Source organism: Thalassolituus pacificus (genome assembly GCF_025318105.1).
In the GTDB taxonomy this organism is placed as follows: Bacteria; Pseudomonadota; Gammaproteobacteria; order Pseudomonadales; family Oceanobacteraceae; genus Venatoribacter; species Venatoribacter pacificus.
Map to the genome: position 1 here is coordinate 647,604 of NZ_JAOANI010000028.1, position 22,346 is coordinate 669,949.

18 protein-coding genes are annotated in these 22,346 nt (G+C 53.3%); 11 read left to right on the plus strand and 7 right to left on the minus strand.

The features are described from left to right. Positions 1-85: 85 nt before the first annotated feature. The 3 genes from NYR02_RS17685 (at position 86) to dnaE (ending at position 5,499) form a co-directional block, all read left to right on the plus strand. Positions 86-910, plus strand: coding sequence for a flagellin N-terminal helical domain-containing protein (locus NYR02_RS17685; RefSeq protein ID WP_260977676.1), 825 nt, complete (start codon positions 86-88; stop codon positions 908-910). A 129-nt stretch (positions 911-1,039) separates the two neighbouring features. After that, positions 1,040-1,903, plus strand: coding sequence for an ATP-grasp domain-containing protein (locus NYR02_RS17690; RefSeq protein WP_260977677.1), 864 nt, complete (start codon positions 1,040-1,042; stop codon positions 1,901-1,903). Between the two features lie 101 nt (positions 1,904-2,004). Further along, positions 2,005-5,499 carry a DNA polymerase III subunit alpha gene (gene dnaE, locus NYR02_RS17695; protein ID WP_260977678.1) on the plus strand — a complete coding sequence of 1,165 codons (3,495 nt, stop codon included), beginning with the start codon at positions 2,005-2,007 and terminating at the stop codon, positions 5,497-5,499. Positions 5,500-5,532: 33 nt separating this feature from the next. Here the strand turns inward: dnaE and NYR02_RS17700 are convergent, their stop codons facing one another. Then, entirely contained in the window at positions 5,533-6,297 is a 765-nt protein-coding gene (locus NYR02_RS17700) for an EAL domain-containing protein (RefSeq protein WP_260977679.1), read from the minus strand. Positions 6,298-6,443: 146 nt separating this feature from the next. Here NYR02_RS17700 and tilS point away from each other — a divergent pair, with 146 nt between their 5' ends. The 3 genes from tilS to NYR02_RS17715 all read left to right on the plus strand — a co-directional run bounded on the left by tilS (position 6,444) and on the right by NYR02_RS17715 (position 9,471). Beyond that, entirely contained in the window at positions 6,444-7,853 is a 1,410-nt protein-coding gene (gene tilS, locus NYR02_RS17705) for a tRNA lysidine(34) synthetase TilS (protein WP_260977680.1), read from the plus strand. Positions 7,854-8,111: 258 nt separating this feature from the next. Continuing rightward, positions 8,112-8,549, plus strand: coding sequence for a hypothetical protein (locus NYR02_RS17710; protein ID WP_260977681.1), 438 nt, complete (start codon positions 8,112-8,114; stop codon positions 8,547-8,549). Positions 8,550-8,736: 187 nt separating this feature from the next. After that, positions 8,737-9,471: a glutathione S-transferase family protein gene (locus tag NYR02_RS17715; protein WP_260977706.1), complete on the plus strand. Its 735-nt coding sequence runs from the start codon at positions 8,737-8,739 to the stop codon at positions 9,469-9,471. A gap of 109 nt (positions 9,472-9,580) precedes the next feature. Here NYR02_RS17715 and nhaD read toward each other — a convergent pair whose 3' ends face one another. From nhaD to NYR02_RS17745, 6 genes are all read right to left on the minus strand, one after another. Beyond that, positions 9,581-10,834 (minus strand): sodium:proton antiporter NhaD, encoded by a 1,254-nt coding sequence (gene nhaD / locus NYR02_RS17720; protein WP_260977682.1) that lies wholly within the window; start codon positions 10,832-10,834, stop codon positions 9,581-9,583. A 300-nt stretch (positions 10,835-11,134) separates the two neighbouring features. Beyond that, positions 11,135-11,782 carry a cyclic nucleotide-binding domain-containing protein gene (locus NYR02_RS17725; RefSeq protein ID WP_260977683.1) on the minus strand — a complete coding sequence of 216 codons (648 nt, stop codon included), beginning with the start codon at positions 11,780-11,782 and terminating at the stop codon, positions 11,135-11,137. Between the two features lie 111 nt (positions 11,783-11,893). Then, positions 11,894-12,673, minus strand: coding sequence for a type I methionyl aminopeptidase (gene map, locus NYR02_RS17730; protein WP_260977684.1), 780 nt, complete (start codon positions 12,671-12,673; stop codon positions 11,894-11,896). Then, positions 12,663-12,875: a ParD-like family protein gene (locus tag NYR02_RS17735; protein WP_260977685.1), complete on the minus strand. Its 213-nt coding sequence runs from the start codon at positions 12,873-12,875 to the stop codon at positions 12,663-12,665. Before NYR02_RS17735 ends, map begins: the two co-directional genes overlap by 11 nt. Positions 12,876-13,098: 223 nt before the next feature. Next, positions 13,099-14,385, minus strand: coding sequence for an HlyC/CorC family transporter (locus NYR02_RS17740; RefSeq protein ID WP_260977686.1), 1,287 nt, complete (start codon positions 14,383-14,385; stop codon positions 13,099-13,101). A 97-nt stretch (positions 14,386-14,482) separates the two neighbouring features. Further along, entirely contained in the window at positions 14,483-15,280 is a 798-nt protein-coding gene (locus NYR02_RS17745; RefSeq protein WP_260977687.1) for a cytochrome C assembly family protein, read from the minus strand. Positions 15,281-15,451: 171 nt separating this feature from the next. Here NYR02_RS17745 and ffh point away from each other — a divergent pair, with 171 nt between their 5' ends. The 5 genes from ffh (at position 15,452) to NYR02_RS17770 (ending at position 22,156) form a co-directional block, all read left to right on the plus strand. Next, on the plus strand, positions 15,452-16,861 hold the full coding sequence (ffh, locus tag NYR02_RS17750) for a signal recognition particle protein (protein WP_260977688.1): 1,410 nt from the start codon (positions 15,452-15,454) through the stop codon (positions 16,859-16,861). 1,249 nt (positions 16,862-18,110) lie between these two features. Continuing rightward, entirely contained in the window at positions 18,111-18,425 is a 315-nt protein-coding gene (locus NYR02_RS17755; RefSeq protein ID WP_260977689.1) for a hypothetical protein, read from the plus strand. A 151-nt stretch (positions 18,426-18,576) separates the two neighbouring features. Then, complete coding sequence (locus NYR02_RS17760; RefSeq protein WP_260977707.1) at positions 18,577-18,996, plus strand: secondary thiamine-phosphate synthase enzyme YjbQ; 420 nt, start codon at positions 18,577-18,579, stop codon at positions 18,994-18,996. 896 nt (positions 18,997-19,892) lie between these two features. Next, positions 19,893-21,200, plus strand: a complete 1,308-nt coding sequence (locus NYR02_RS17765) for a Na+/H+ antiporter NhaC family protein (protein WP_260977708.1) — start codon at positions 19,893-19,895, stop codon at positions 21,198-21,200. A gap of 26 nt (positions 21,201-21,226) precedes the next feature. Then, a complete protein-coding gene (locus NYR02_RS17770) occupies positions 21,227-22,156 on the plus strand; it encodes a bestrophin family protein (RefSeq protein ID WP_260977690.1) in 930 nt (309 codons plus the stop codon). Positions 22,157-22,346 lie beyond the last annotated feature (190 nt).

Genomic DNA, 22,346 nt, shown 5'->3' on the forward strand with positions numbered 1-22,346 from the left:
GCTGAACAAGCGTAAGCTGATTGTTGCCTGCTTATGGTGTTAAGCATTTATCACGTTCGGTCAAGGTATTCCTGAAGGTACTTCCATGGCGATCAGTATCAATAACGGCGCGGCGATCACTGGTCCGGCGCTGAATTCGCAAAAAAACAGCAGCCAACAAACCCAGCTGGCGCAACAGCTCAGTTCTGGTAAACGCATTAACGGTGCGGCCGATGATGCGGCGGGGCTGGCGATTGCTACCGGTTTAAACAGTCAGACCCGTGGCGAGCAGGTCGCCATGCGCAATGCCGGTGATGGCATTTCCTACACTCAGGTGGCGTCGGGAGCGTTGTCACAGGTCAGCGATAATCTGCAGCGAATGCGTGAGTTGGCGGTACAGGCGGGTAATGGTGCATTGGCTGACAGTGATCGGGCGGCACTGCAAAAAGAAGTCACGGCTCTGGGCGACAGCAATCAACAAATTCTCAAAGACACGAGTTTTAACGGCCAGACGCTGTTCAGCAGTGATAAAACGCTGACTTTTCAGGTGGGTGCGGATGCCGGTGAACAGATTGACGTTACGGCGGCCAACCTGCTGCAGCAACTGGATGAGCAGGGTGCCTATGGGCTGGATGTCAGCACTCAGCAGGGGGCAGCGGCGGCGCTGAGTGTGGTCGATGAGAGTTTATCTACGGTCAGCTCGCGGCAATCGGAGTTGGGTGCCGTTGCTAATCGTTTTACAGCGGGCATTGAGCGTAGCAAAGTCAGTGCAGAGAACAGTGCGGCGGCGCAAAGTCGCATCAGCGATACCGATTTTGCCCAGGCCACTTCCGAACGTGCTGCCGCGCAGATTCGTGAGCAGGCTCAGATCGCGGTGCAGGCACAGGCTAACGGCGAGGCGAAAAACATTCTGCGCTTACTCGGCGGCTAGTGGCTGCCGTATGCCGTACGCTGGGAAAGATTGATCGTCAGCAGCAATAAATTTCGCTGAGGAGAAACGCGGCGATTGCTAGTATCTCGGCCCCTTTACTTACGCTTCCCGGTCGCGCCAGTGTGATCTATGCAATTGATCTCCTTTGATCCTTATCGCACGCTTCATTTCCCCCAGGCCCACTATCTGAAACCGGAGCTGATGAATCATCACCTCGATCTGCTGATCGCGGCGGATGGCATTCTGTTTCCACAGTATTGGCAGATCAATGCGCTGCTGTATGGCTTAAAGAAACGGGTATTTCCAAGCCCGGCGAGTTATTACATCGGCCACGACAAGGTCGAGATGACACGCTGTTTCCAGACCATTGCGCCACAGCATGTGCCCTGGACCTTAATTGAGGCCAACACCCCGGCTAACGCTGAGCGGGTCTGGGATACTTTACCCGTTCCCTTCGTCGCCAAAATTCCGAAAAGCAGCATGGGCGATGGCGTTTTTCTGATTGAAAATCAGGCCGACTGGGTGCGTTACCTGGCGCTGTCCCCGGTCATTTATGCGCAGGAATATCTGCCGATTGACCGTGATCTGCGTATTGTCTGGGTCGGTGACCAGATTGTGGGTGGCTACTGGCGTATGCAAGCCGAGCGTGGCTTCTATAATAATGTCGCCAAGGGCGGCCAGATTGAAGCGGGTATTCTGCCGCCGGAAGCCTGTGCGCTGGTGGAAAAGCTGGCGCTGGGGTTAGGTATTGACCACGGCGGGTTTGATATCGCCATGGTCGGGCATTACCCCTATGTGTTCGAATTTAACCGTCTGTTCGGCAATCAGGGACTGAGTGGCCTGCAGGGCAAAATTGACGACGCCATTCATGATTATCTCGGCCGTATCTGGAGTGACGATGAGCCGGGTTCTCCTCATCCGCATCAGAGCCCGGATACCACCCCTTACAACCCCCCGGAAATCGGCGGGCCGGATCTGCACCAGGTGGTATAAGCTGCGCCGTTGCAAACAGCCGCTGAATCCGCCGGGTAACTGAATCCAAGGGGCGCAAAATCCGTTACAATGCCCCCTTTTGTTGGTCAGGGCGTCCGTTCATGTCACAGGGCTTTGTACACCTCCGGGTTCACTCCGAATTTTCGCTGTACGACAGCACCATCCGCGTTAAAAAGCTGATTGGTAAAGTCGCGGAGCTGGGTATGCCGGCGGTCGCGCTGACCGATCAGGCCAACATGTACGCTCTGGTCAAATTCTACAAAAGCGCCATGGACGCCGGGGTTAAACCGGTACTGGGCGCTGATTTATGGCTGGAAAACCCGGATGACAACACCCAGCCGTTCCGCATTACGGCGTTGTGCCTGAACCCCGATGGTTACCTGGGCCTGCGCGAACTGATTTCCCGTGCCTACGCCAAAAACCAGCATTACGACAAAGCCATTGTGAAAAAAGAATGGCTGTTCGAAAAAAATGCCGGGCTGATTATTTTATCCGGCGGCCGTGATGGTGATGTTGGCCAGCGGGTGATTAAAGGCAAAGTGTCTGATGCCGAAATTCTGGTGCGCGAATATCTGCAGCACTTCCCTGAGCGTTTTTACTTTGAATTGCAGCGTACCGGCCGTCCCGGTGAAGAAGCGGTGATCCGCGCCGGTATCGCCATGTCGGCACGTTGCGGTGTGCCGCTGGTTGCCACCAATGATGTACGTTTTTTAGCGGCCGAAGATTTTGAAGCGCACGAAACCCGTGTTGCCATTGGGCAGGGGTATGCGCTGGAAGATAAGCGTCGTCCGCGTGAATACACCGAGCAACAATATTTCCGCAGCTCGGAAGAAATGACCGAGCTGTTCAACGACATCCCATCGGCCATCGACAATACGCTGGAAATTGCCAAACGCTGTTCTGTCGAGGTGTTGCTGGGTAAATACTTCCTGCCGGATTACCCGATTCCGGAGGGCATGAGTGAAGCAGACTTTTTCCGTAAAATTTCCGAAGTCGGTCTGGAAGAGCGGTTGGACGTTGTGCTGGCTGGTATTCCGAAAGATTCAGCGGAGTACGCTGAAAAGCGCAAACCCTATGATGACCGTCTGACCTTTGAGCTGGATATTATTATCCAGATGGGGTTCCCCGGTTACTTCCTGATCGTAATGGACTTTATTCAGTGGGCTAAAGACCACGATATTCCGGTCGGGCCGGGGCGTGGTTCCGGTGCCGGCTCGCTGGTGGCTTACGCGCAGAAAATTACCGACCTCGATCCGCTGGAATACGATCTGCTGTTCGAACGATTCCTGAATCCGGAACGGGTATCTATGCCCGATTTCGATATCGACTTCTGCATGGAAAACCGTGAGCAGGTCATTGCTTACGTAGCCGACACCTATGGCCGTGAAGCGGTATCGCAGATTGTGACCTTCGGCACCATGGCGGCAAAAGCGGTGGTACGCGATGTGGCGCGGGCGCAGGGGAAGTCGTTCGGTTTGGCGGATAAACTGTCCAAATTAATTCCCGGCGATCCGGGTATGACGCTGGAAAAAGCGCTGGCGTCGGAAGCCCTGTTAAAAGAATTCCTCGACGAAGACGAAGAAGCCCAGGAAATCTGGGAAATGGCGCTCAAGCTTGAAGGTATTGCCCGCCAGACCGGTAAACACGCCGGTGGTGTGGTGATTGCGCCAACCAAATTAACCGACTTTTCGGCCACCGCCTGCGAGCCCGACGGCACCGGTCTGGTGACGCAATTCGATAAAAACGATGTGGAAGAAGCGGGACTGGTGAAGTTCGACTTCCTCGGTCTGCGCACGCTGACCATTATCGACTGGGCGCTGAAAACCATTAACAGTAAGCGCGCCAAAGAAAATCTGCCCGCCATTGATATCAGCCAGATTCCGCTGGACGATGAGCCGTCTTACAAATTATTAAAAGCCGCCCAAACCACCGCCGTATTCCAGCTGGAATCACGCGGTATGAAAGATCTGATCCGCCGTCTGCAACCGGATAATATCGAAGATATGATTGCCCTGGTGGCCCTGTTTCGTCCGGGGCCGCTGGAGTCGGGCATGGTGGACGACTTTATTAACCGTAAACACGGCCGCGCTAAAGTCGCTTATCCACACCCTGATTTTGAACATGAAACCCTGAAAGAAACGCTGGAGCCAACCTACGGCGTTATCGTGTATCAGGAACAGGTCATGCAGATTGCCCAGATTCTGGCCGGTTATACCCTGGGCGGTGCAGATATGCTGCGTCGTGCTATGGGTAAGAAAAAACCGGAAGAAATGGCCAAGCAGCGCGATACCTTCCGCGATGGGGCTGTGTCGCAGGGCGTTGATCCTGATCTGGCGATGAAAATTTTCGACCTGGTGGAAAAATTCGCCGGTTACGGTTTTAACAAATCGCACTCCGCGGCATACGCCGTGGTGTCGTATCAGACGCTGTGGTTAAAGCAGCATTATCCGGCGCCGTTTATGGCCGCTGTTCTGACCTCCGACATGCAGAATACCGATAAAGTAGTGACCTTTATCGAAGAATGCCGTGAGATGGAACTGGAGCTGGTGCTGCCGGATGTTAACCAGAGCCAGTTTGGTTTTACCGTGAATGACGAAGGCGCCATCGTTTACGGTTTAGGCGCAGTAAAAGGCGTGGGCGAAGGCCCGATTGCCGCAATTATTGCCGCCCGCAGCGAAGGGCCGTTTAAAGATTTATTCGATTTTTGTCAGCGTGTAGACGGTAAAAGACTGAATAAACGCGTACTCGAAGCGTTAGTGCGCTGTGGTGCGTTTGATCGGCTGGAAAGTACCGCACCGCGTTCGGTATTAATGGCCAATCTCGAAGATGCGATTAAAAGTGCCGGTCAGACTGCCGCCAATGAAGCCGCGGGTATGATGGATTTATTCGGCGAAGTACAGGAAGAAGAAGCCGTCGGAGCCGACCCGTACGAGCGTTATCGTCATTTGCGCGACTGGTCGTTAAAAGAGCGTTTGCAGGGCGAAAAAGATACGCTGGGGCTATTTGTTACCGGCCATCCGTTTGATGAATACGAACAGGAAGTGCGTAAGCTGGTGCCGAATAAATTGTCGCACCTGCAGGAGGCCAAAGCGCCGCAGAAACTGGCCGGTCTGGTGGTGGATATGCGCGTTATGAAAAATAAACGCGGCGATAACATGTGCTTTGTAACTCTGGATGACCGTTCCGGCCGGGTTGAGGTTGCGTTGTTTTCCGATGTTTACGAACAGGTGCGCGAAGTGGTCGCCAAAGACCGCGTTCTGGTGGTTGAAGCCCTGGTATCCCACGACGATTATTCCGGTGGTTTAAAAGCGACCGGACGAGCCGCCATGGAAATCAGCCAGGCGCGTCTGACATTTGCTAAAGCACTGCGTATCCGCGTTGATGGCGAACGCTCGGAAGACGAATTCTGCAACGATTTAAAACGCCTGCTGCAACGCATGGACAATGGCTGCCCGGTGGTATTGGATTTTCATAATTCGGTGGCTCGTTGCGATATTCAGCTGGATGACAGCTGGCGTATTAATCCCAGCGATGAGCAATTGCAGGAGCTGCGTTATGCCTATGGCGACGATGCGGTGGAATTACTGTTTGCCTGATACGTGTTTTTAATGCTTGCGGATGGTTGGTTTTCAGTCGACAAAACTGACCTGAGGCAGGCTTTCAAAGCCGGGACGGGCAAACAGATAGCCCTGCATTAATTCAATACCGGCATCGCGCAGCCAATAATATTCCTCCGGCGTTTCAATGCCTTCAGCGAGGGCGGTAATGTTCAGGTCGTTAAACATATTCAGGCAGTGGCGGACAATGGTTTGCCGAGTCTGGTTGTTGTGTATATTGCGAATTAATTCCATATCCAGTTTGACGATATCGGTCTGAAAATTCGCTAATAAATTCAGACCTGAATAGCCTGATCCAAAATCATCAGTTGCCGTTTTAAACCCCAGTTTATGGTAATACTGAACAATGCGTTTGATGTGCTCGCAGTCTGAAATCTGTTCGACTTCGGTAAATTCGAACATGATTTTTTCGGTTGGAAAATTGTACTGTTTTGCCGCCTCCAGAGTGGTGCGGATACAGCGTTCGGGTTGATAAATTGCATTGGGCAGAAAGTTAATGCTCAGTATGGAGTCAATACCGAGCCTGGCCGCCAGAGCGATCGCTTTAATGCGGCACAGCTGATCAAAGACATAGCGGTTATCGCCGTTGACCCTGGAAATAACAGAGTAGGCGGATTCATTGTTCAGACCGCGAACCAATGCCTCGTAGCCAAATACACTCTGGGTTTTGCAATGAATGATGGGCTGAAATGCCATCGTAAAGTCAAAATCCAGGCTGTTGGCATCGGCACAGGTACTGCACAGTGAGCGTTCACAATGGTTTGATTCTGCTTCCATCGGCCTGACCTTGCTATTTTTATCAATGATTAAGCCTAGTCGTCCGGCGGCATTGGCGCAACGAATGGCCAGAGTGATTGATTTCGGGCTGGTCAGGCCGGGGACGCCTCCCTACAATCCCTGCTTTACCTACAGAAACGCGCTTTATGCCTCATGCACTGCTGAACATTCTGACTCAGGCAATCTCGCCGTTGTTAGCGCGTAGCGGCAATATTGTGGTTGCTTACAGCGGTGGTCTGGATTCCAGCGTCTTACTGCATTTGCTGCGGCAGTTGACCTTTGAGCAGGGGCTGGCTCCATCGCGGTTGGTCGCGCTGCATGTGCATCACGGCCTGTCAGCCAACGCCGATGCCTGGGCGCAGCACTGTGCCGGGCAATGTGCGCAGTGGGATATTCCTTTTATTTGCGAGCGGGTGGCGGTGAACAATCGTGGCAACGGGGTTGAGCAGGCCGCGCGCGAGGCGCGTTATGCAGTGTTCAATCAATACTGTCAGCCGGGTGATACTTTATTATTGGCGCACCATGCTGATGATCAGGCCGAAACCTTCTTTATGCGTTTATTGCGCGGCAGTGGCTTAACCGGACTGGCGGCGATGGCCGCGCAGCGTGAGCTGACTCCGGGTTCCGGTATTGTGCTGTTGCGACCGTTGTTAGCGTGCCATCGCGCCGCGCTGGAAACGTACGCCGCTGAGCATCAACTCGATTGGATCGAGGATGAGTCGAACCGCGATCCGCGCTTTGAGCGTAATCTGTGGCGCAACACATTACTGCCGCAATTGTTCGCCCATTTACCAGAAAAAGAAACGGTATTGCAGCGCTCCATTAAGCAATTGCAGCAGGACCAGCAATTGCTACAAGAGTTGCTGCAACCCGCTCTGGAATCTTGCCTGCGGCCTTGTCACTGGCCGCTGACCGCCAATCTTGCCTGTTCGGTGCCGGCCTTAACTGCTGCTCCTGCGCATCATCGTCCTTACCTGTTACGGGGTTGGCTGGCGCGATGCGGTATTGGCGCTGCGGGCAATGTGGGGGCTGATGTTCTCCGCCGTATCGAACAGGAAGTAATACAGGCCGCCGCAGACCGTCAGCCACAATTGCAGATCGGGCGCTTTACACTGCGCCGCTTTCAGCAGGCGTTGTATCTAGTGAGTGACGGCGTAAAAGCGGCAGAGGCCATGCTGCCCGGAATGATGGCCGAGCCCCGTGAGGTGTTGTTGTCGGCGGATTTTACTCTGCCCTGGGCCGGTGCGGAAATCGCCAGCGTCGCGCCTGCACACAGGCAGCGTTCCGTGGCAGTACGTCCGGGCATTTATCAGTTAGTGCCGGCTGCGGCCTGTCGCGGTAAAACACTTAAAATCGCTGGGCGACCGCGCAAAACACTCAAGCACTTGTGGCAAGAAGCGGGTGTACCGCCATGGCTGCGCGAGTGCTGGCCGGTGCTGCTGCAGGAGGGGGAACTCTGCGCTCTGGTCGGACTGTATGTGGGAGAAGGCGCATCGCCCGCCGCGCAGGCAACGCCGGAGAATCAGGTTTTCCTGCAATGGACGGGAATTTTTTAGCCTCCTGCGACTCTTAATCCTCTGACCCGATATTCTGGTTTTACCGTCCGGGTGTTGAAACCGGCGCTTCGCCGCTCCGATATCAGCGTCCTTGGATAAGTAAAATGGCTTGTTTGACGCTGTTCAGATGTTTGCTCCGGCGCTATTTTGCGGACCCGTCGAGCGTTATCCGCCGGACATTGTGGTTTACTGATTATTAATCGCCGGTTCCGGTTGATTGTTCTGAAGTCTTGTTGGCAGGAGCGGTTTTTACCCTTTATGCGTTATCCGATTGTGTTTGCGACATTGGCTGCAGCGTTGGTGCTGGTCACACTCAATGAAACTGACAACCGTATTTTGCGTGGCAGTAAGAACGCGCTGCCGATATTGAATGCGGGCTCTGATCTTTCGACGGCGGCCGACGATACCCGGCAAAGCGCGGATGACGTGGCGGAACAAGCCGTTGACGACAACCGCACGCCGGAGGTTACCGAACAACCGATTCGGTTGAATCTTAAACTGCCGGAGATGGAGTGGGATGATCACAGCTATGGTAACAGCGACGCTTTTCCCAATGTCTTTGGCAAGCAACCGAGCGACTCCGTTGTGCACTGGTCCGGACGTCTGCACCTGGATGATTCGGAAGAGGCAAAAACCAAACCGCTGAATGAAACCATCCTTGGTGCAGAGCTGGAGCTGGAACTTAAACTGCCCTGATACCCCGGCTGTTGCCAGTCCTTCAGTATTTTCCTCCGCTATCTGAGGGTTGGCTTTTACCGTTTTTTCATTTCCAACACCGCACCTTTCTCATTATGGATCGCCAGTACTAAAATCTGGCGGCTGCTTTTTAAAAACAACAAGGCCTGTTAAAGTTCGCCCATAAAAAATATAAAGAGGTTTTGTGATGCGTATTACGCTGTATCAATTCCCGATCTCTCACTACTGTGAAAAAATCCGCTGGGCGCTGGACTACAAAGGCATCCGTTATAAAACGGTGAATCTTTTGCCGGGTCGTCATCTTGCGTTGATTAAAAAACTCAGTGGTCAGACGTCGGTGCCGGTGCTGAAACATGGCAAACATATTGTGCACGGTTCATCGGCCATTCTGGATTATCTCGACCAGGCGTTTCCGCAAAAACCTCTGCTGCCGAAAAACCCCGAATTACGCGCTCAGACACTGGAATGGGAGCGGCGTCTGGATGCCGAAGCCGGACCGGATGTGCGCCTCTGGAGTTATCACTACCTGCTGCAGAATCCTGCTCTGGTTATTCCTCTGCTTGGTGCCCGTAAACCGTTTTTTTATCGCTGGCTGTTGCGCTCTGTTTTTCCGACACTGGAAAAAACCATGCGCCGCTGGATGAAAATCACTCCGGATAATGCCGATAAAGCCCAGCAACGGATGGAAAGCATCCTGACGGATTTGCGTTTGGCATACAGCCAGTCACATTTTCTGGTAGGCGAACATTTTACCCGCGCAGACCTTACCGCCTGCGCGTTATTTTCGCCGCTGTTTCAGCCGTTTCAGTATCCGGTTCCCTGGCCGGGGGTCGACAGAGCACCAGCGGTTATGCGCGACTGGATCGAACAACATCAGGATATTATTGAGCCGCTGAGACTACGCTACGCCCAATATCGCTGAGATTTTCTGGTGGTGGCGAGCATAAAAAAACGACGCCCGGATGATTCCGGGCGTCGTTTTTTTATGGCTTCGCGGTCTGTCGTTGTTTGCAGCAGACCGCCGCAGCGAATCAGAGCAAGTAATGACCCAGTAACAGTACGCTGCCGTAGCCGACGCTGTAGGCAATGATCAGGGCAACGAAGAATTTCAGGTAGCTGCCAAAGGTTAATTCATCGATTTTACTCATGGCCACGATACCCGCGGCGGAACCAATGATCAGCAACGAACCGCCGACGCCGACGGCATAGGTCAGTGCCATCCACTCTTGCAAACTCATGGTGACATCGGCCTTCAGCAGTGCGGCGGTTAATGGAACGTTATCAATCACCGCAGACAGCAAACCCATCAGATAATTGGCCGCCCAGGCCGGCATATGCTGGTACAACGCAACAAAGCTATCGAGGGCGTGAATTTCTTTCAGCGAGCCAACAATCAACAGAATGCCGAGGAAGAACAGCAGCGTGTCGAACTCAATCTGGCGGATATAGTTAAGGATCGGATGGTTTTCTGTGTCTTCACCATAGGCACGGGCGACCAGAAACATCACGGATAAACCGGTCAGAAAGCTCAGCACCGGCGGAATATCAAACATCACATTACCGGCGATGGTGGCCAAAATGGTGAGAATAAAAATTCCGGCGATGGCCAGATCCACGTTAGCCAGATCGTTTTCTTTGTGCTGAATCACGGCAGTATCCCGTAAGGACCAGGACAACATGGTGGCCAGCAATAACACCGCCGTCAGCGCGGGTAACGACAGCAGCAGCAGATTGGTAATACTGACTTTACCGGCCAGGAAAATCATCAGCGTGGTGACGTCGCCGGTAATCATGGCAACACCGCCGGAGTTCACTGCAAACACCACCACGGTGGCAAAACGCAGGGTTTTGGCGGCGGATAAATTCAGCGATAAAATCAACGCCACCGAAATTAACGTTGCCGTAATGTTGTCCGCCAGGGATGAGAACACAAAACTGAACAAACCGGCCATAATCAGCAGCTTGCGCTCGGACACCTGCTTGGGCAGAAAGCGATAAATCAGACTTTCAATCAGACCTTTTTTGTTGAGGTAAGCAACAAAGGTCATCGCGGCCAGCAGGAATAACCAAAGGCTGGCAATTTCTCCGATATTTTCCTGCAATCCTTCCTGGACCAGTGCATGGGTATGGCTGTCTGAGGAAAACGCAAACAACAGTACCCAGGATAGTGCGCCTAAAAACAACACAACCTGGGCTTTGTTTACGTGGATAACTTCTTCAAGTACAACGGCAAGCAGGCCAAGAAAGGCCATAGCGATCAGCAGGTAGGGCAAAAAATCGGGCATCGGTTAACCTCGTTGTCGCCCGGACGGAGTATCCGGAAGGGAAAGACATGGGTCGGAAAAGCACGGCATTGTAGGACTGTGAAAGAATGCTGCAAAGTGCTTTTTTGTTCCCGCGTTCAGACTTTGGCAGGAGAGAGCAGGCCGGTGCAGTGATGGTGCGGCCTGACTGATTTTCTGCGCTGGCGGATCAGACTGTTGCTGTTTGCGCTGTGGTGAGCGGAGGCCTGTACATCGGCGTGGCCAGACAGAATATCGTGCTGTTCGATCAGTGCTGTCCGTTCTGTTGTCTGGCCTTGTTATTCAGTATTCCTGCCACTCACCACCGTCATTCATGGCATCATTCCATTCGCACAGCAATTCAGACAATGCATGGGCCTGATGGTGCAGGGCGTGCAGTTCTTCCAGCGTGTTTTTCTCGCCGGTATACAGCGGCAGGGTGCGTACTTTGCTGACCAGCGGGTGATCAGGCAGCTGCATTTTATTGCGCTCCAGATTCCAGCGGATATTGTTGGTCAGCATTCGGAAGAAACTGATTTTGGTGCGCAGGGTAAACAGGGTGAAATCGTCGAGATCATTAAAATGCTGGTAATCAATGCCCGCCAGCAGTGCCGTACGCCCATTCACTTTAATCGATGCCGAACGTTTGAAATTGAGCACCATGGCCATAACGCCGAACATTTCGCCGGCGTTAATCTCGTTAATCACATCACCACTGTCATCATCAGCCAGTACCGCAAGCTGACCTTTGAGTAAAAAATACAGCACGTTGGCATCATCGCCGTGGTGCAGAATAATCTCGTCCTGATCGGCGGTGACAAACTGAGTCACGCTCATCAGCAGCTCAAACTGAGTCGGGTCACTGTGAATCAGATCCTTGAAGAAGGTGACGCCATTAACAATGCGTTGCAGGGTGTCGATGGGATACTCTTCGCGGGTGATACGACGCATGTTTGCTCCAAAAACTGGCAAGGATGTCAGTGGCGCAATATAGCATGCCCGCAGGTTGAATAAAGGGCAAAACAGTGGCTTAGCATGATCCGCGTCAGTTAGCGGCAGCGGTTAAACCGCTGCGTTTTTTTCTTCTTCCCGCAAAGTAAGTACTTCATAACCTGTCGCCGTAACCGCAATGGTGTGTTCCCACTGGGCCGACAATTTTTTGTCACGGGTGATGACGGTCCAGCCGTCTTTCATGTGCTTCACGCGGTGATCGCCCTGATTGATCATGGGTTCGATGGTGAAGGTCATTCCTTCTTTCAGCACCATACCGCTGCCGGCTTTGCCGTAGTGCAGCACCTGAGGTTCTTCGTGCATTTCGCGACCAATACCATGGCCGGTGTATTCCCGTACCACGCTGAAGCCGGCGCGCTCGGCGGCCTGTTGCACAGCCTGACCAATGTCGCCCAAACGGGCACCGGGACGTACCTGACGAATACCGGCCCACATGGCCTGGTAGGTGGTATCGACCAAACGCCGGGCCTGAGGATTAATCTGGCCAACGCAGTACATCTTGCTGGAATCTGCAATAAAGCCGTTTTTTTCCAGGGTAATGTCGAGGTTAATAATATCGCCGTTGCGTAACAGTTGGCTGGCCTTGGGCATGCCATGGCAAACCACGTGATTCACCGATGGGTTCAGTACATAGGGAAAATCGTACTGGCCTTTACTGGCCGGGCGCGCCTGCAGATCGTTGACGATAAACTCTTCCACCCGGTTGTTGATATCCATGGTGCTGATGCCGGCTTTTACGTAGTCATCGAGCATGGCAAATACCTGTGCCAGCAAACGGCCGGATTCACGCATCAGCGTCAGTTCTTCCGGGGTTTTGATTTTAACCAGCATCTTGCAGCAACTCCTTTAATGGCAGTTCTTTGCAGCTTAAGAGCTTGCGGGTTAACTGCGGGTAGGTCAGATCGGGATAGAACTCGGCGAGCATGCCAATTTTGATCCAGTACTCGGCCTGGGCATTAATCGAGCGCGACATCGACGCGCTGGCGTCACGGATTTCTTCGTGCAGATCGTCTGAAATTTTAACAATACCCATCAGCAGGCTCCCGGTTGAATTACACGAAGTATATACGTTTCGTATATTCTGTGAAGTTAATGAGAACCTTGTTTTTTGCAACAGAGTGTTTGGGTGGCTGCTACTGCCGAGCTGAAAGGCCCATGTGTGCGACAGAGCCGCTGAGCAAAGGTATGGATGAGGTTTTAAAGCAGAGAACGGCAACGGAAAGCGGGCTGACGGCATGGCCGTCAGCCATGATGCATTAATCCGGCAGTTTGATTTTGCGGTCGGTGGTGATTTTGGCAGCGCGGATGGTGTTGTCTTTAATCTGCAGAATTTCTACACGGTAATAACCAATACGCAGGCAGACCGGCGCATCGGGAATGTGTTCGAGAATTTCAACAATCAGACCGCTGATGGTTTTCGGACCGTCGGTCGGCAGATCCCACTTCAGTGCCTTGTTTACATCGCGCACGTAAGCGGCACCATCGACAATGTAGCTGCCGTCTTCCTGCGGATGCACATCCGGTGAGGCGGCAGACACAACGTCGGTGGTAAATTCGCCGACAATTTCTTCGAGAATATCTTCCAGAGTACAGATGCCCTGCACATCACCGTATTCATCCACCACCAGGGCGATGCGGCGCTTGTTCTTCTGGAAGTTAAACAACTGGGTATGCAGCGGCGTACTTTCCGGGATGAAGTAGGGCTCGCGGCAGATTTTTTCCAGATCTTCTTTAAGAAATTCACCAGAGGTTAAAAAGCGGCTGATATTACGCGTGTGCAGAATGCCGACCACATTGTTGATATCACCGCGATACACCGGCAAGCGGGTATGCTGGGTGGTACGCAGCTGCTCCAATACCGTCTCAAGATCGTCATTGAGATCGATACCAACCAGCTCGGTACGCGGCACCATGATGTCATTGACCGTCATTTTCTCCAGATCAAGAATACTGATCAGCATGTGCTGGTGGCGCTTGGGAATCATGGAGCCGGCTTCGCGCACAATGGTGCGCAGCTCTTCGGTGCTCAGGTTATCCGGCGTGGTGTTGTTAACATCCACCCGCACCAGACGCAGCAAAGCATTGGCGATGGTATTTACAAACCAGACAAAGGGTTGCAGGAACCATTGGATGCCGAGCAGTGCGCGCGAGGCAGGAAAGGCAATTTTTTCCGGCGCAATGGCGGCCAGTGTTTTGGGCGTCAGCTCAGCAAAGATCAGCACCACCAGAGTAAACAGAATAGTGTTAACAAAAACGGCGAGATCGGGATTGTCCGGCCACAGGCGTTGGCTGATGATGGTCGCCAGGGCGGCGGCGGCAAAGTTAACCAGGTTATTACCGGTAAGAATGGTACCGATCAGACGATCGGGTTTTTCCAGCAGTTTGGTGGCGCGCATCGCCCCCTTATGCTTACTTTTGGCCATATGCCGTAACCGGTAACGGTTAAGCGACATCATGCCGGTTTCGGAACTAGAGAAAAATCCAGATAAGATGATTAACAGAACCAGTATGCCGAAGAGCACACTTAAGGGAACGTCACTCAAGACGGGATCCTTTTAACATTAAGATCCCGCCATCATAGAGGCGGATGTTTGGCTGTCAACTGCACCTACAGGCTTGTTGGCGCAGAAGGTGAAGGAATCAGCGCTGCAGTATCACTTCCAGCACAAACTTGGTGCCGAAATACGACAGCACCAGAAAACCGGTACCAATCAGCGTCCAGCGGCTGGCAATCACGCCACGCCAGCCAAAACGGTAGCGGCCGACCAGTAATATGGCGAACACAACCCAGCCCAGGCTGGCGAACACCACTTTGTGCAGCAGATGCTGGGCTTTCAGATCGAACACAAAAGGCCAGCCAATGGCAAAGGCGGCGGTCAGCAGGATCATGCCCAGCCAGACCATTTCAAACAGCAGCAGATCCATGGTCTGCAGCGGCGGCAGCGCCTGCACCAACCCCCGGGTCTGATGTTTCTTCAGCGCCAGATCCTGCAGATACAGCAGTACCGACTGCACGGCGGCAATGGTAAAGACGGCATAGGCCAGAATCGACAGCAGAATATGCCAGGCCAGACCGTAGCTCAGGTGTTCCAGTGGCATCTGCTGAGCCGAAACGGCGGCGCACAGCAAAATGACGGCAGCCATAGGCAGTAGGCCGATAAACAGGTTGTCGACCGGTTTTTTCCAGCCGGAGAACAGCAACAGCAAGGTAATGACCCAGCTGATCAGAGAGCCAACTTCGAACATGGCAAAGTTGATGTGCTCGCGTCCCAGCATATCCATGCCGATATAGCCCAGGTGCAGCAGGGCAGCGATCATGGTGCTCATCAGCACCGGCATGCGGTTGGCGGGCTTGCGTCCGCTGACGGTCTGCCACTGGCGCCATGCGGCAAACAGATAAAACCCGGCGGCGGGCAGCGCCAATACTAATCCTGACATGAAAAATCCTCTTCAGAGGGCGGCAGTTTCGCACATGCCGCAAACGGGTAAAAGAGCGCTGTGTTGCTGTTGCAGGCAGAGTGAAGCCGTAAGGATGGGTACGGAGTTTGGGGCCTGCGCTTTGCCGGGGTATACTGCCGGCTGTTTTGTATCTGGGTACGAGTCATCGCGATGTTTGAGAGCCTTACCGACCGCCTGGGGAATGCCCTTAAAAGCATTACCGGCCAGGCCAAGCTGACAGAAGAAAATATTAAAAGCACCGTACGTGAAGTACGTATGGCGCTGCTGGAGGCCGACGTAGCGCTGCCCGTGGTGAAAGCCTTTACCGAACAGGTAAAAGAGCGCGCCATCGGCACCGAAGTGCTTAAGAGTCTGAATCCGGGCCAGGTGTTCCTGAAAATTGTTCATGACGAATTACAAAAGGTCATGGGCGATGCCAACGAAAAGCTGAATCTGTCTACTCAACCACCGGCCATTGTGCTGATGGCGGGTCTGCAGGGTGCCGGTAAAACCACCACCGTGGGCAAGCTGGCTAAGTTCCTCGCTGAGCGTGAAAAGAAAAAGGTGATGGTGGTTTCCGCTGACGTTTATCGTCCGGCGGCGATCAAACAGCTGGAAACGCTGGCCAACGATGTCGGCGCGTTGTTCCATCCGTCATCACCGGATCAGAAGCCACTGGCGATTGCACTGGGCGCGATTGAGGCGGCCAAGCGTGCGCACGCCGATGTGCTGCTGGTGGATACCGCCGGTCGTCTCGCCGTCGACGACGAGATGATGGCCGAGATCAAAGAGCTGCACGCCGGTATTAACCCGATTGAAACTCTGTTCGTAGTTGACGCCATGACCGGTCAGGATGCGGCCAACACGGCCAAAGCCTTTAACGAAGCACTGCCGTTAACCGGTGTGATTCTGACCAAGGCCGACGGCGATGCCCGTGGTGGTGCCGCGCTGTCGGTGCGACATATTACCGGCAAGCCCATTAAATTTATGGGTATGGGCGAGAAGACCGATGCGTTGGAGCCTTTCCATCCGGATCGTGTTGCCTCCCGTATTCTCGACCTGGGTGACATCCTCACCCTGGTGGAAGAAGCCGAGCGCACCATCGATAAACAGAAAGCCGAAAAACTGGCGAAAAAGATCAAAACCGGTAAAGGCTTTGATTTAGAGGATTTCCTCGACCAGATTCAGCAGATGAAAAATATGGGCGGCCTGACCTCCATGCTGGATAAATTGCCGGGCATGGGCAATATGTCGCAGATGGCCAAGCAGACCGATGCGGCGGAGAAAAACTTCAAGCAAATGGAATCGATCATCTATTCCATGACCCGTGAAGAACGTCACTTCCCGGACAAAATTAACGGCTCGCGTAAAAAACGTATTGCCGCCGGTTCCGGCACACAGATTCAGGACGTTAACCGCGTACTGAAGCAGCATTCACAAATGCAGAAAATGATGAAAAAAGTCACCGCCAAAGGTGGCATGCGTAAAATGATGCGTGCCATGGGCGGTATGGGTGGACCAGGTGGCCCAATGGGCGGTGGTGGCGGCCCGTTCGGCGGTGGTATGCCGCCGATGCGCTGAGTGCCGGTAAGGTACTGACAGGCTCGCTACTACGCTCTGCGTAGTCGTGCCAGCCGCCTGAGAGGATATAAGACGACTGCTTCGGCAGTCGTTTTTTTTTGGGGCTGGAAGGTGTTGTGTTCTGAGTTGTAGCCGCTTCGCGGGTTTGCTTTTTGGGCTGCGGCCCGGCCCTATGACCTCTTTGAGGGGTCTTACCCCTCACGCCGGTCGGGCGCTTACTCCTGACCGCCATGGATGGCGGAAATGCAGATTGTGCAGGAGCACACAATCGGCCCGCTTCGCGCTGTGCAGGACTTAATCCGCTCTGAATAATTCTGCGATCTCGGTAACGCGAATAATGGGCCATCCATGGCCCTATTCGCTCGTCCGGCATCCATGCCGGGGCGTACCGGCGCAGTATTATTCAAACCGGCGTCCTGCAGGCGCATGAATTCAGCCGCAATGCCGGATATAAACCAAACGCTGAATTGTAGGGGCGGGCCATGCCCGCGATAGCGCTTGATTGAGCAGCTCGCGGGTGCATGAATTCAGTCGCAACGCCGGATATAAACCAAACACTGAGTTGTAGGAGCGGGCCATGCCCGCGATAGGGCTCGATTAAGCAGGCCGCAGGCGTATACATTCAGCCGCAACGCCGGATATAAACCAAACGCCGAGTTGTAGGAACGGGCCATGCCCGCGATTGCGCTCGATTTAGCAGATCGCAGGCGTATACATTCAGCCGCAACGCCGGATATAAACCAAACGCCGAATTGTGGGAGCGGATCTTATCCGCGACGGAGTCAGCCCCACATTCACTCTGATATGTAGGGTGGGCACAGCCCACCAAATGGCCTGTAAAGAAAGCCGCTACTCAGCAATGAGTGGCGGCTTTTGTATGTGACCACGAAGCCTCGTATGTAAAAAATCGGTCGAGCGATATACCGTATATTTCCGTGTGATACGCAAATCAGGCACGCTGATCATTCGTGCTTGCTCATATTGCCAGAGGCTAGTAACTTAAACGTCAAATGAATCAATAGCTTGCCCCAGAGTTACAATAGGGGTTTACAAGCTGACTGGTTAATACATCTGCGTTCTGAGCCTGAGTTGACAGGCTTGCGCATTTTTCTGGAAGGGATGTTTGAGTGAGGGAAGATTTCTCAGCTGGGTCAATGAGCCACGCGGGGTTTCTCGAAAGAGCCGCCCGGAATAAATGCGCACGCACACTAATAAACTGTTAAATTATTACATCAAGACGAGGAACATTATGGAAAATAAACCTACAGGCCAAATGACAATTGCAACAGGCTTTAAATACTATGGTATCGCTTTATGTGTATTTTTATTGTCGATTGGGCTAGTTTATATATTTAACTATGAGGCTATTAAGTTAATTGCAGCTGCAATTTATATAAGCTGTGGGGTTTTTTTAAACAGAACGATATTGAGGAATTTAATAGAGTTCCATCCAGTATATAGCACTCTTGATAATGTATTTAGGTATAAATGGAATATGGTAGTTATTTGGCCCATAGGCTATCTTTTTCTACTATCAAAGTTAGGGGTAAATAAGTTAATTTAACAAGCAGTAGTTCCATCGCCCACAAGTAGCGCAGGCTTCGCCGCCATGATTGATTACCTGAACCGCGTGAATGATCAGCCTGCGCTTTTTACCGCTGGTTCAACCAGAGCCTGACTCAGAGGAATAATGCGATGACAGGAGTAATACGATGATCTGGCTGCAACAGGAGATTCAGCTCAGTGCCAAAGCGCGCGGCTTTCACCTGATTACCGGCGAAATCCTGCGGCAGTTGCCACAGCTTAAGCAGATTCAGAGCGGGCTCGCGCATATTTTTATTCAGCATACCTCGGCGTCGCTGACGGTGAATGAAAATGCGGACCCTACGGTACGCAGCGATTTTGAAGCGGTCTTTAACCGTCTGGTGCCGGAAGGCGAGCCTTATTACCGCCATACGCTAGAAGGCGACGATGATCTGCCGGCGCATATTAAAGCCAGTCTGCTAGGGCCTTCAGTCACTCTGCCGGTGACAGATGGCGCTTTTAATTTAGGCACCTGGCAGGGCATTTATCTGTGTGAACACCGTGACCATGGTGGTTCACGGCGTTTGCTGGTGACTCTGCAGGGCGTCTGAGCGCCACTGCTCTCCTGCAGTTTGGCGTGACATTGTGTCACTTCAAACTGCAGCATTAATCGACAACTGTTTTTCAATCTCAAACGCCTTTCCGGGGCAAGCCCCTGGCCCCCTGAAAGGAGAGGTATCTCCTTCCGATCCTCTCTTTTCGGCGCGTCCGGCTTCATCCAGCCAACTGCAATGATTATGCGGTACGCAAAACAATTCGCCCCGGAACGACGCTTTAAAACACCAAACATTTGTATCGTTCCGGGGCAGGGTTTTGCTCTGAAGGCCGCAGAATCATCTGGTTGACTGGCGCCGCACGATCGCCGGTTTTAGCAATCCTCTCAGCCGTATTTCAACGGAAACCGTGTTTGAGACATGATATTTAAAAAATTCGTTTGATCTGAAAAGCGACATTGCGGTGATAGGTTTTCTGCGCCTCTGGGGCCGCCGCAGAAACCGCTGATATGTCTGGTCTGTCCGCAGGGATGCGGACAAGTGGCTCCGGCCATGGATGGCCGATGAGTCACGCGTCCAGTAAATATCAAGGTTTCAAGGGTAACGGCCCAGAAAGCGCGAAGCTGGGGTCGGCCCGCCGGCAAGGGGATAAGTTCCCCTGGGAGGCAACAGGCCTTGATGCTAAAAACAATGTTTTTGCTACTTATGGTGCTGATTAAAAATTGTGGGACAGTCGTGGTCTGAGCGCTGCTTATTGGCTCAGACATCCGGACCGAATCCGGTCAGTTATGCCTTCATAATTATTTGTTCTTAGGGATAGCGGGTGCTTCCTTTACAATGCCCGGCTTTCATCTGCTGGCAGGACTGCTCCCGTGAGTCTTAACACTTCTTCTGAATCTGGCGCTGTGGCGTCTTCTTCCGCCTCTTCATCGGCTTCTTCTTCTCCGGCCTCTGTGGCCCCATCCGCGTTGGCGCTGTTGCCGATCGGTTTATTTCTGGCGCTGTTTATCGGTGGCGGTCTGTATTATCAGCAGGCCGGGGTGGATTTCGCCTTTTATCAGGTGCCGGCTCCGGTGGCGATTCTGCCGGCCATTCTGCTGGCATTGTTGCTGGCCCGTGGCACGCTGAATCAGCGCGTCGATGCCCTGATCCGCGGCTGTGCCGATAACACCCTGATTACCATGGTGCTGATTTTCCTGCTGGCCGGTGCCTTTGCCAGTGTGGCCAAGGCCATTGGCGGTGTGGATGCGACGGTGAATTTTGGTCTTAGCCTGATTCCGGCGCCGCTGGTGTTGCCGGGTCTGTTTGTGATGACGGCTTTTATCGCCACTTCGATGGGGACTTCCATGGGCACCATCGCAGCCATTGCGCCCATTGCGGTGGGCATCAGCGAGGCCACGGAATTATCGACGGTACTGACCATCGGTACGGTGATGGGCGGGGCGATGTTTGGCGATAACCTGTCGATTATTTCCGATACCACCATTGCCGCAACCCGCACCCAGGGTTGTGAAATGCGCGATAAATTCCGCATGAATTTTAAAATTGCCTTACCGGCGGCGATCATCACCCTGTTATGGCTGGCTTATCAGGGCGCGGCCAGCGAGGCGCAGCAGGTAAGGGGTTATGACCTGTGGCTGGTGCTGCCCTATATCGCGGTGCTGGGCTTAGCGCTCAGCGGTCTGAATGTGTTGCTGGTGCTGTTCGCCGGTATTGTGCTGGCCGGTGTGATCGGTCTGGTCCGGGTAGAGGATTATCATCTGGCGAACTGGGCGAAAGATATTTACGCCGGTTACGGCAGCATGCAGGAAATTATGATTCTGTCGATTTTTATCGGTGGCCTGGCGGCGCTGATGAAAGCCGGTGGTGGCCTGGCCTGGATCGGTGCGTTTATTGACCGCCTGAGCCGTAAGGGCAGCGCTCCGAAAGATCACCGCCGTGCCGGTGAATTCAGTATTGTTTCGTCGGTGGCGCTGGCGAACCTCTGTACCGCCAACAATACCGTAGCCATTATTATTTCCGGCAGCCTGGCGAAAGACATTGCCGAGCGTTACGGCGTAGACCCCAAGCGCAGCGCCAGCCTGATGGATATTGCTTCCTGTGTGGTGCAGGGCATTATTCCTTACGGTGCGCAGATGCTGCTGGCCGCCTCGCTGGCGGCACTGTCACCGCTGCAACTGGTCAGTGCCGTTACCTATTGCTGGGCGCTGGGTGCCGTTGCTCTGATCTCTGTTGTTATTGGTAAACCCGCAGGACGTTAAGTCCTGCCTTTAATTAAGGTTTTTCTATGATTGTCCGTCCACGTCCCAATGCCATTGCGCTGCTGTTTGTGATTCGTGGTTCGGTTGTGCCACGCATTTTTCCGCATCTGCTGGCGGTCGGCTTATTTGCCGCCGCGGTCAGTGCGTTGCATGAACTGCGCTGGCTGAGTGTTCCTGAGTTTTCTCTTGCGCCATTTACTCTGCTCGGTGTGGCGCTGTCGATTTTTCTCGGTTTCCGTAATAACGCCTCTTATGAGCGCTGGTGGGAAGCGCGTAAGCAGTGGGGCGCGATGGTGTACGAAATCCGCAGTCTGGCACGCTCCAGCGAGACGTTGCTGGATCTGCAGGCCGAACATTCGGCAGCCGGACAATTGCGCCACGATTTACTGCACTGGTGTGCGGCGCACTGCCATGCACTGCGCGGCTCATTACGCCAGCAGGATTGCCGTAACGAATTAAAATCCTGGTTAAATGACGAGGATATTGAGCGGCTATTCAGTCATCGTAACCCGGCAGAATATTGTTTACGCCGCGCCGGACGAATTATTGGCGAGCTGTACCGCCAGCAGCATATTGATTCCGTTGGCCTGCGTATTCTGGACGAGCATTTAACCCGTTTAGCTGCGGTGCAGGCGGCCAGTGAGCGCATTGCCACCACGCCACTGCCGTTTGCCTACACGCTGCTGACCCACCGTACCGCTTACCTGTACTGTTATTTACTGCCCTTTGGTCTGGTGCCATCGCTGGGTTGGTATGCCGCGTTATTTACCGTCATCGTGGCTTATACCTTTTTTGGTCTGGATGTTTTATCCGAAGAAATGGAAGAGCCTTTTGGCTGTGAAGCTAATGACCTGCCACTGGATGCCCTGTGCCGGATTAACGAGATATCCATTGCTGAATCACTGGGCGAAACGCCGCCGCCGTTGCTGCAGCCGGTTAAGCATGTGTTGCAGTAATTAGGGCTGATGGCCGTAATGTTGTTCGCTTAAGTAACCAGCCCGCGCTGACTGCATGTGAACAGCCTTTGCGGGGCAAGCCCCTGCGCCCCAATCCGGGGAACTTTGTAGTGGTCTAATCAATCCGGACACCCGCTTAGGTGATAAAATCACAACCCAAGAGGTGTCCAATGAAAAAACAACGTCGTAT